The 10329-nt window shown below is 66.3% G+C and carries 9 protein-coding genes; 7 read left to right on the forward strand and 2 right to left on the reverse strand.

What is annotated here, in order from left to right; translation table 11 throughout:
- Window position 1: 1 nt before the first annotated feature.
- Window positions 2–1723 carry an ABC transporter ATP-binding protein gene (locus AC1DBD_RS03610; protein ID WP_441417161.1) on the forward strand — a complete coding sequence of 574 codons (1722 nt, stop codon included), beginning with the start codon at window positions 2–4 and terminating at the stop codon, window positions 1721–1723.
- A gap of 148 nt (window positions 1724–1871) precedes the next feature.
- Here the strand turns inward: AC1DBD_RS03610 and AC1DBD_RS03615 are convergent, their stop codons facing one another.
- The gene (locus AC1DBD_RS03615) at window positions 1872–2690 is read right to left on the reverse strand and encodes an SGNH/GDSL hydrolase family protein (RefSeq protein WP_476981446.1); all 819 of its coding nucleotides are present in this window, start codon (window positions 2688–2690) and stop codon (window positions 1872–1874) included.
- A gap of 288 nt (window positions 2691–2978) precedes the next feature.
- Here AC1DBD_RS03615 and typA point away from each other — a divergent pair, with 288 nt between their 5' ends.
- From typA to AC1DBD_RS03630, 3 genes are all read left to right on the forward strand, one after another.
- On the forward strand, window positions 2979–4907 hold the full coding sequence (typA, locus tag AC1DBD_RS03620; RefSeq protein ID WP_441417163.1) for a translational GTPase TypA: 1929 nt from the start codon (window positions 2979–2981) through the stop codon (window positions 4905–4907).
- Between the two features lie 27 nt (window positions 4908–4934).
- Window positions 4935–5312, forward strand: coding sequence for a hypothetical protein (locus AC1DBD_RS03625; protein ID WP_476981447.1), 378 nt, complete (start codon window positions 4935–4937; stop codon window positions 5310–5312).
- A gap of 322 nt (window positions 5313–5634) precedes the next feature.
- Complete coding sequence (locus AC1DBD_RS03630; RefSeq protein WP_476981448.1) at window positions 5635–6444, forward strand: type IV toxin-antitoxin system AbiEi family antitoxin domain-containing protein; 810 nt, start codon at window positions 5635–5637, stop codon at window positions 6442–6444.
- A 442-nt stretch (window positions 6445–6886) separates the two neighbouring features.
- Here AC1DBD_RS03630 and AC1DBD_RS03635 read toward each other — a convergent pair whose 3' ends face one another.
- Complete coding sequence (locus AC1DBD_RS03635; protein ID WP_476892188.1) at window positions 6887–7135, reverse strand: putative acetyltransferase; 249 nt, start codon at window positions 7133–7135, stop codon at window positions 6887–6889.
- 152 nt (window positions 7136–7287) lie between these two features.
- Between AC1DBD_RS03635 and fdxA the strand changes: the two genes are divergently transcribed.
- The 3 genes from fdxA (at window position 7288) to AC1DBD_RS03650 (ending at window position 10257) form a co-directional block, all read left to right on the forward strand.
- The gene (gene fdxA / locus AC1DBD_RS03640; protein ID WP_056737938.1) at window positions 7288–7614 is read left to right on the forward strand and encodes a ferredoxin; all 327 of its coding nucleotides are present in this window, start codon (window positions 7288–7290) and stop codon (window positions 7612–7614) included.
- A gap of 12 nt (window positions 7615–7626) precedes the next feature.
- Complete coding sequence (dapC, locus tag AC1DBD_RS03645; RefSeq protein ID WP_476981449.1) at window positions 7627–8775, forward strand: succinyldiaminopimelate transaminase; 1149 nt, start codon at window positions 7627–7629, stop codon at window positions 8773–8775.
- Window positions 8776–9006: 231 nt separating this feature from the next.
- Entirely contained in the window at window positions 9007–10257 is a 1251-nt protein-coding gene (locus AC1DBD_RS03650) for a citrate synthase (RefSeq protein ID WP_476981450.1), read from the forward strand.
- The last annotated feature ends 72 nt before the right edge of the window (window positions 10258–10329 follow it).

Below are 10329 nucleotides of genomic sequence, written 5' to 3' on the forward strand. Positions count from 1 at the left end.
CATGAACGCCTCTGTCGAAATCCACGAAGCCGGCGCGGCGGCCGGGCGCCCGCTCCTTGAAATCAAGGACCTGGCAATCAGCTTCACCACCAGCAACGGCGAGGTCAACGCCGTCCGCAACGCCCACCTCACCGTGATGCCCGGCGAAACCGTCGCGATCGTCGGCGAATCCGGTTCCGGCAAGTCGACGACGGCGCTGGCCGCCATCGGCCTGCTTCCGGGCAACGGCCGGGTGGCTGCCGGACAAGTCATCTTCGACGGCGAGGACATCGCCCACGCCTCGGAGAAGCGCATGATCGAGCTGCGCGGCAACAGCATCGGCATGGTGCCGCAGGATCCGATGTCCAACCTCAACCCGGTCTGGAAGATCGGTTACCAGGTCCGGGAAACACTCAAGGCGAACGGGCTGCCCAGCGGCCCGGACGACGTCGCGAAGGTGCTTTCCGAGGCCGGCCTGCCGGATGCTGCGCGCCGCGCCAACCAGTATCCGCACGAGTTTTCCGGCGGCATGCGCCAGCGTGCCCTGATCGCCATCGGCCTGTCCTGTCAGCCGCGCTTGCTCATCGCCGATGAGCCGACGTCGGCCCTGGATGTGACCGTGCAGCGCCAGATCCTGGACCACCTGGACAAGATGACCACCGAGCTCGGAACGGCCGTCCTGCTGATCACGCACGATCTGGGCCTTGCTGCCGAACGTGCCGACAAGGTCGTGGTGATGTACCGCGGGCAGGTCGTTGAATCCGGTCCCTCGCTGGAGCTGCTGCAGAACCCGCAGCACCCGTACACCCAGCGGCTCGTCGCCTCGGCGCCGTCGCTGGCGTCACGACGCATCCAGGCCGCCAAGGAACTGGGCGTCGAATCGGAGGACCTGCTGGCGCCGGCCGAGGACGTCGTCGTCGCGTCGAGCATGCCCGACGAGGTGCTCCAGATTGAGAACCTGAGCAAGGTCTTCAAGCTGCGCTCCGGCTTCGGCCGGGCCACCGACTTCACCGCGGTGGACGACGTCTCCTTCAGCGTCAAGCGCGGAACCACGACGGCGATCGTGGGGGAGTCGGGTTCCGGCAAGTCCACGGTGGCGCAGATGGTGCTGAACCTGCTCCAGCCCACCTCGGGCAAGATCGTGTTCGACGGCGTCGACACCTCCACGCTGAACAGCAAGGAGATCTTCGCCTTCCGCCGCCGCGTGCAGCCGATCTTCCAGGACCCCTACGGTTCCCTCGATCCGATGTACAACATCTTCCGGACCATCGAGGAACCGCTGCGGACCCACAAGATCGGGGACAAGGCCAGCCGCGAGAAGAAGGTCCGGGAACTGCTGGACCAGGTGGCGCTGCCGCAGTCCACCATGCAGCGGTACCCGAACGAGCTCTCCGGCGGCCAGCGCCAGCGCGTGGCAATCGCACGCGCCCTGGCCCTCGACCCCGAGGTGATCATCTGCGACGAGGCCGTTTCGGCGCTCGACGTGCTGGTGCAGGCGCAGGTGTTGAACCTGCTTGCAGACCTGCAGTCCCGGCTGGGCCTGACCTACCTGTTCATCACCCATGACCTTGCGGTGGTCCGGCAGATCGCCGACCACGTGTGCGTGATGGAGAAGGGCAAGCTGGTCGAAACCGGTTCCACCGACGACGTGTTCGACTCGCCGCAGCAGGACTACACCAAGGCCCTGCTCAACGCGATTCCCGGCGCCAAGCTCATGCTGCCGCCCGAGGTGGCAACGGCCTAGCCATAGGCTGCGGCAAGAGCAAGCCTTAAAACACAAGAGCCGGCGTCCACCCCAGGGTGGGCGCCGGCTCTTGCGTTGGCTGGTTGTTTCTTGGTTGTTTTCTGGTTGGTGGCTGACGGTCCTGGCCGGCGTGGGCCCGTGTCAGTCCTTACAGGTCGAGGGCCTCAAGCCGCTTGGTTAGCAGGGCCCCCGCGAGCCTGTGCCCTTCTGCATTCAGGTGGCGGTCGTCAGCCAGGTACCGGGCGAGACCGTAACGGGTCAGCCAGTCGCCGACGCTGACGAAGGAGAGACCGTACTCCTTGGCAACCGCGCCCAGCAGGGTGTCCACCTGTGTCCGGCGCCCGCCGCCGGCCTGGGCGCCCCGCGCCAGGGTCCCGACCAGCACCACCTCGGCGGCGGGGTAGCGGTCCTCGATGGCCTGGATCAGGCGCTCGGCGTGCTCAGCAATGTCGACATTTGAGGCGCCTCTGGCGGCGTCGTTTCCGCCGCCTTCGATGACGACCAGCGGTGGCGCGCCGTAGGGCAGGCGCCAGTCCCCGTTCTCGAGGCCGTCGATGTAGTTTCCGCGGGTGCCGTTGCCGGCCACGAACCCGGTGCCGCTTCCGCCGCCGAACACCACGTCGTAGCCGAGGTTCCCGAGGGCAAGCCGGGGCCAGCTCTCCGAAGGCTCGGACTGGGAATCGCCGATCAAGACGGCGGTGCTCGAAATGTCCTCGACGATGACTTCGTCCCTGCCGTTCGCAGGGTTCCGGTAGATCGAGCCCGGGGGCAGGCTGTCCGGATTCACCGCTGCGGTCTTCTTGCGGACGGAACCTGCTGCCGCGGGCTGTCCCGGGCCGGCCGCCGCGGCCACCGGAAGCTCCTTCACGCGGTCTGAGGTTTTGGGCAACTCGGCTGCGTCGGGCGCCGGGGCACAGCCGCCAAGGAAGAGGGCTGCGGCGAGAAATGGCGGGATGATACGGGCCATCCTCTGGACGCTTGGCATGTCGGACTTCCCCCGCGTTCGTAGTTACTCCAGCAATAATGCGGCATGCCCGGCCCGAACACCAGTGACTTTGGTCACCTGACAGCGTGGGGGACTCACGATTCGGTAACAGGCCGGGGGAGGGGCGCTTTGGGATTTTAGGCCAATAAATGCCCTAGCGTCTAGAATGGATGAAGGCGCCCTGTGTCAAAGGGCCGTACCTGTCGTGCGTTCCGGTTGGAAATGTCGCGATACAACAGCTGACTTCACCACTGAATCGAGCAATAACGCATGTCTGAAACCACCACCAACACTGCGGTAGCCACTGCATCGCGCAGTGACCTGCGCAACGTCGCGATCGTGGCCCACGTTGACCACGGCAAGACCACTCTGGTCGACGCCATGCTCAAGCAGACCAACTCCTTTGCCGAGCACAACCACCTCGAAGACCGTGTCATGGACTCCGGTGACCTGGAACGCGAAAAGGGCATCACCATCCTGGCCAAGAACACCACGGTGGCCTACAACGGTCCGTCCTCGCACGGTGAGACCATCACGATCAACGTGATCGACACCCCCGGCCACGCCGACTTCGGCGGTGAGGTCGAGCGCGGCCTGTCGATGGTCGACGGCGTCGTCCTCCTCGTCGACGCCTCTGAGGGCCCACTGCCCCAGACCCGCTTCGTGCTGCGCAAGGCCCTCGCCGCGCACCTCCCGGTGATCCTGTTGGTCAACAAGACCGACCGCCCCGACGCCCGGATCGAGGAAGTCGTCCACGAGTCCATGGACCTGCTCCTTGGCCTGGCCTCCGACCTCGCCGACGAAGTTCCGGACCTGGACCTGGACAAGATCCTCAACGTTCCGGTCGTCTACGCCGCCGCCAAGGTCGGCCGCGCTTCGCTCGAGCAGCCCGCTGACGGCACCGCTCCGGAGAACGAGGACCTGGAGCCGCTGTTCCAGACCATCATCGACCACATCCCGGCGCCGACCTACAACCCGAACGGTGTGCTGCAGGCGCACGTCACCAACCTTGACGCCTCCCCGTTCCTTGGCCGCCTCGCCCTGCTGCGTATCTACAACGGCACCCTGCGCAAGGGCCAGACCGTGGCCTGGGCTCGCGCCAACGGTGAGCTGAAGAACGTCAAGATCACCGAGTTGCTCGCCACCAAGGCACTGGACCGCGTCCCGGCCGAGTCCGCGGGCCCGGGCGAGATTGTCGCCGTCGCCGGCATCGAGGAAATCACCATCGGTGAGACCCTGACCGACGCCGAGAACCCGCAGCCGCTGCCGCTGATCACGGTGGATGACCCCGCCATCTCCATGACCATCGGTATCAACACTTCGCCGCTGGCCGGCAAGGTCAAGGGCGCGAAGGTCACCGCACGCCAGGTCAAGGATCGCCTCGATAAGGAACTGATCGGTAACGTCTCGATCAAGGTGCTCCCCACCGAGCGTCCGGATGCCTGGGAAGTCCAGGGCCGTGGCGAGCTCGCGCTGGCCATCCTGGTCGAGCAGATGCGCCGCGAAGGCTTCGAGCTGACTGTGGGCAAGCCGCAGGTTGTCACCAAGACCATCGACGGCAAGATCCACGAGCCGATGGAGCACATGACCATCGACGTGCCGGAGGAGTACCTCGGCGCCGTCACCCAGCTCATGGCAGCCCGCAAGGGCCGCATGACCAACATGGCCAACCACGGCACCGGCTGGTGCCGCATGGAATTCATCGTTCCGGCCCGTGGCCTGATCGGCTTCCGCACCAAGTTCCTCACGGACACCCGAGGCGCCGGCATCGCCGCCTCCATCTCCGAAGGCTACGAGCCGTGGGCCGGCCCGATCGAGTACCGCACCAACGGTTCGATGATCGCCGACCGCGCCGGTGTTGTGACCCCGTTCGCCATGATCAACCTGCAGGAGCGTGGCTCCTTCTTCGTCAAGCCCACCTCCGAGGTCTATGAGGGCATGATCGTCGGCGAGAACTCCCGCGCCGATGACATGGACGTCAACATCACCAAGGAAAAGAAGCTCACCAACATGCGTGCCGCTTCCTCGGACACCTTCGAGAACCTGACGCCGCCGCGCGACCTGACCCTCGAAGAGTCCCTCGAATTCGCCCGCGAAGACGAGTGCGTCGAGGTCACCCCGGAGTCGATCCGCATCCGCAAGGTCATCCTCGACACCAACGAGCGGGCCAAGTCCAACCGCGCCCGCGCCAAGGTCTAATCCCGGTCTCCCGGCTTCGGCTGAGACGTGACTAAGAGAGCTGCCGGAAGGGCAGGCGGTATTGCCGCCGCCCTTCCGGCAGCTCTTTTTGTTGCCCTGGCCGGCACCGCGCTGCACCGGCAGCATCTGGCAGTGGCCGGCGTCGACCTTCCCTGGGGCGCTGTCGCCGCGCTGGTCCTGCTGGCGTCCGTGGAGCTGCTGCTCGGGACCGCCTTCCGTTCCCTCGTCCCGACGGCGGTCTGCGGTGCGGGATGCTACGCGCTGACAGGCTGGTGGTCCACCCTCGAGGTAGGCAAGCGGCTGATCATCGGGGACCTCGCCGGGAATCTCTGGATCTTCGGCGCGGGCGCGGTCACAGTGGGCATGCTCGTCTGGTGCCGCCGCTACGCACGGCGCGCGGGGTAGCGGAGCCGGACCCACGGTGGACATGCCCATCCTCCGCTCCCCGGGGTGGACATGCCCATCCTCCGCACCTGCCCCCTTGGGACATGCCCATCCTTCGGCCGCTGGGGTGGACATATTCGCACTATGTCCACCGCTCGGGCCCGGCAGCGGACATGTCCCGTTCTGAGCAATGGACATGCCCAGTCCGGGACCTGCCAAACGGACATGTCCCGATCCCGCCGGTGTACATGCCCAACGGCGGCGCCTACCCACGGACATGCACTTGTGCACATACCGGAAAAAGGGGCTGCTCCGGGGCGGTCGGCATAGAGATCATGGGCCCATGGTCAAAGTCAGTGAAGTCATGTCCAAGCACGACGGCGTGGCCCGCGCCAAGCATCTCGCGGCGGCCGGAATATCCAGCTTCCAGCTCAACGCCGCCCTCGCCAACGGAAGTGTCGCCCGGGTCGCCCGCGGGGTATACGCAATACCGGGCGCGGATCCGCAACTGGTCGCCATCCGTTCCCTGCCCGCCGAGCCCGCCTGTGTCAGTGCCGCGCACTTTAGTGGACTTTGGGTGCTCGAAACGCCCAAGCATCCGCATGTAGCGCTGCCCCACAGCCGCAGTTACCCGGGCTTTGTCTGCCACCGGTCTGCGGCACCGCCGACACTGCTGGACACCGTGGTCCAAAGCCTGCGCTGCCTGCCGGAACTGGACGGCCTGGCACTCGCCGAATCCGCCGTCGTCCTCAAGGGCCTTCCGCTATCAGCGCTCCGACAGCGGCTGGCCGGCCGGAGCGACGCCCGGGAGCGCAGAATTGCTGCGGCTATCGTTCCGCAGTCGCAGTCGGTCATCGAGTGCATGGCGCGGTTCCTCCTGCGACGGGCGGGCTTTCATGTTGAGTCGCAGGTGAACATCCCCGGAATGGGCCACCTGGACCTCATGGTGGACGGCCGGCTCGGGATTGAGACCGACGGTGCCGGGTTTCACATGGACCGCGCAAGTTTCGAAGAAGACCGACGGCGGTGGAATGTCACTGTCCGGTTGGGCGTACCCACCCTGGTCGTGACCTACCCTCTGCTCAAATATCGTCCTCAGGAATTCATAGCCATGGTCCGTGAGGCGTTGAACCGGCTCTCAGCGGCCGCTTGACGCCGGTCGTCCGGGCCGAGCAAAGCAGATCGCAGGGTGTGTGCATCCCCTGCCGGCACTGGACTTGTCCGCGTTGCAGCATCGTCGATGGACATGTTCCGCGCTCGGTCGGGCGCGGGACGGACATGCTCCGTGCGCGCGGCCGGCAATGGACATATGGACAATATGTCCATTGCCCGGCTCTAGGCGAGGACATGTCCGTCGGCGACCGCGGAGAATGAGCGTGCTCCCCGCTCCCGGCCAAGGCTGGACACATGGGCAGTATGTCCATTGCTCGAAGCTAGGGGTGGGCATGTTCCGCGGGGGGCGGGTGGGCTCGCAACGGGCATGCTCCCCGCTTCCCGTCAGGGATGGACGTATACGTGTTATGTCCATTGCTCAGTGCAGGCGGTGGGCATGTCCGGCGGCGCGGGCAGGGGGTGGGCATGTCCGGCGGCCGGGGCTACGGTTGGGCGTGTCCCCGGGGCCGGCGGGGCGGGGCGGGCGGGACTTCCTTGGCCGCCACGACGAGCCGGAGCGGGATGACGACGTCGGCGCGCCGGGTGCGGACGGTGCAGCCGCCGTCGGCCTTCCCCACGAGGTCGCCGATCGCGTCCGTGAGGCCTCCCTCGATCCGGTACCGCACCACCACGCGGGTGCCCAGGGGTGCATCGGAGAGGAACTGCTGCGGCTGGGGGATCGGTGAACTCACCCGTTCATAGTAGGACGCGCGGGCTCTGTGACGCCCGGCTAGGTTCGCGGGATCAGACTGGGAGATAATAGGCTCGGAAGTCAGTAGCCCGGCGCTCAGGCCGGGAGCAAGATCCGGCGGGACGCCGGAACCAACGTGGAGAGGCCAGGGACGTGACGTACGTAATCGCGCAGCCGTGTGTAGATGTCAAAGATAAGGCATGTATTGAAGAGTGCCCCGTCGATTGCATCTACGAGGGTGAGCGCTCCCTGTACATCCACCCGGACGAGTGCGTGGACTGCGGTGCCTGCGAGCCGGTCTGCCCCGTCGAAGCCATCTACTACGAGGACGACACCCCCGAGGAGTGGGCCGACTACTACAAGGCCAACGTTGAGTTCTTCGACGTGCTCGGTTCGCCGGGTGGCGCCGCCAAGATCGGCAACACCCACACGGACCACCCGATGATCGCCGCCCTGCCCCCGCAGAACCAAGACAACTAGGACGGCGCTCCGGTGACTTCTGCGGTGCGCAGCTTCGGCCTCAGCCTGCCCGACTACCCGTGGGAAGCCATGGCCCCGTATCTCGCGCGGGCCGCGGCGCACCCGGGGGGCGTAGCCAACCTCTCGATCGGCACCCCGGTGGATGACACGCCGGCCCTGGTGCAGGAGGCGCTCCGGGCGGCCGCCAATGCGCCCGGCTACCCGACGGTGCACGGCACCCAGGCGCTCCGGGAAGCGATCGCTGCCTGGTTCGACCGGCGCCGCGGCGTCCCCGGACTGGACCCGCAGAACGTGATGCCCACCGTCGGGTCCAAGGAGCTCGTGGCCTGGCTGCCGTTCCTGCTCGGGCTCAGGGCCGGCGACGTCGTGGTCCGCCCGACCGTCGCGTACCCCACCTACGACATCGGGGCCACCTTCGCCGGCGCGGAGCACGTGGCCGCGGACGACCTCGACGAACTCGACGCCGACACCCGCTCGCGCGTCCGGCTCGTCTGGATTAACTCCCCGGCCAATCCAACCGGCAGCGTCCGCGACGTCGCGTCGCTGCAGCGGATCGTCGGCCAGGCGCGGGAACTTGGTGCCGTGGTCGCCTCCGACGAGTGCTACGCCGAACTTGGCTGGGGCGAATGGGACGTCCAGCGCGGCGGCGAGCCGGTCCCCAGCATCCTTGACCCCCGGGTGGCCGGGGACTCCCATGAGGGCCTCCTGGCGGTCTACTCGCTGAGCAAACAGTCCAACCTCGCCGGCTACCGCGCCGCTTTCGTGGCCGGCGACGGCGCGATCATGGCCAACCTGGTGAACAGCCGCAAACACGCGGGCATGATCGTGCCGTACCCGGTCCAGGAGGCCATGCGGGTGGCCCTCGGCGACGACGCCCACGTGGCGGCGCAAAAGGACCTGTACCGCGGCCGGCGCGAACGGATCGTCCCGGCACTGGAGCGTTTCGGGCTGGACATCCGTGAATCCCGCGCCGGACTGTACCTCTGGGCCACGGCGGGCGAGGCGACCTGGGACACCGTGGGCAGGCTCGCCGACCGTGGAATCGTCGTCGGTCCCGGTGTCTTCTACGGGGACGCCGGCAACGGCTTCATCCGGGTGGCGCTCACTGCCAGTGACGAGCGGATCGACGCCGCCGTCGAGCGGCTGGCTACGGGACCGTAACAATGCTGTGAGGAGGGCCACAAGATGCGGGATTTGGTCGCCTTGGAATCGCCTCGGATTAGTGCCACCCGCGAACTGACGGTAGTTTTTAACTGACTATCAATGGTGGCTTTCCACAAGAAGGCAGCGCAGCCGTTGGAATCCGTGTCCAGATACAGGTTCCGTGGGCGGCTTCACCAGATGTTGGATCAAGCTTTCAACAGGGGCCCAGACGCCTCATGAGGAGAATCCATGACTGAGACCACCAGCGCAACCCTGCGTCACGCGGGCGGCGAGCTCGAGCTCCCGCGCATCAAGGTTGTTGAAGGAAACGAAGGCTACGACGTTTCCAAGCTGCTGAAGCAGACCGGCGCCGTTGCCTTCGACCCCGGTTTCATGAACACCGCGGCCACCACCTCGGCCATCACCTACATTGACGGTGACGCCGGCATCCTGCGCTACCGGGGCTACCCGATCGAGCAGCTCGCCCAGCACTCCAGCTTCCTGGAAGTTTCCTACCTGCTGATCTACGGCAACCTGCCGACGCCGGCCGAGCTGGAAGCGTTCGACCAGCGGATCCGCCACCACACCCTGCTGCACGAGGAGCTCAAGGGCTTCTTCAGCGGCTTCCCGCGCGACGCCCACCCGATGCCGGTGCTGTCCTCCGCCGTGTCCGCGCTGTCCACCTTCTACCAGGACTCGCTGGACCCGTTCAACGCCGAGCAGGTTGAGGTTTCCACCTACCGGCTGCTGGCCAAGATGCCGGTCATCGCTGCCTATGCCCTGAAGAAGTCCGTCGGCCAGCCCATGCTGTACCCGGACAACTCCCACAACCTCGTGGAGAACTTCCTGCGCCTGAGCTTCGGCCTCCCGGCCGAGCAGTACGAGGTGGACCCGGTGGTCGCCAAGGCACTGGACCTGCTGCTGATCCTGCACGCGGACCACGAGCAGAACTGCTCCACCTCCACGGTCCGCCTGGTCGGCTCCTCCAACGCCAACCTCTTCGCCTCCGTCTCCGCCGGCATCAACGCGCTCTTCGGCCCCGCCCATGGCGGCGCCAACGAGGCCGTGCTCAAGATGCTCCGCCAGATCCAGGCCGACGGCATCAAGCCCGAGGACTACATGGAGAAGGTCAAGAACAAGGAAGACGGCGTCCGCCTGATGGGCTTCGGGCACCGGGTCTACAAGAACTACGACCCGCGCGCCAAGATCGTCAAGGCCACCGCCCACGAGATCCTCAGCAAGCTCGGCGGCAACGACGAGCTGCTGGAGATCGCGCTCCGCCTCGAAGAGAAGGCGCTGCAGGATGACTACTTCATCGAGCGCAAGCTCTACCCGAACGTGGACTTCTACACCGGCCTGATCTACAAGGCCATGGGCTTCCCGGAGAAGATGTTCACCGTGCTGTTCGCGATCGGCCGCCTGCCGGGCTGGATTGCCCAGTGGCGTGAAATGATCAGCGACCCGAACACCAAGATCGGCCGCCGCGCTGCCAGCCATTAACGTGCGCTACCTTCAGGAATAGACTGGATAAGTACGTCATGCCAAGGGAGGCAATCGGATGCACCACACAGG

This window comes from Arthrobacter sp. 10T419 (assembly GCF_056394105.1).

Excerpts from the sequence above, each read along its gene's own strand:
- AC1DBD_RS03610 (WP_441417161.1), top strand. The coding sequence starts at position 2 with ATGAACGCCTCTGTCGAAATCCACGAAGCCGGCGCGGCGGCCGGGCGC.
- AC1DBD_RS03615 (WP_476981446.1), bottom strand. The coding sequence starts at position 2,690 with ATGGCCCGTATCATCCCGCCATTTCTCGCCGCAGCCCTCTTCCTTGGC.
- typA (WP_441417163.1), top strand. The coding sequence starts at position 2,979 with ATGTCTGAAACCACCACCAACACTGCGGTAGCCACTGCATCGCGCAGT.
- AC1DBD_RS03630 (WP_476981448.1), top strand. The coding sequence starts at position 5,635 with ATGGTCAAAGTCAGTGAAGTCATGTCCAAGCACGACGGCGTGGCCCGC.
- AC1DBD_RS03650 (WP_476981450.1), top strand. The coding sequence starts at position 9,007 with ATGACTGAGACCACCAGCGCAACCCTGCGTCACGCGGGCGGCGAGCTC.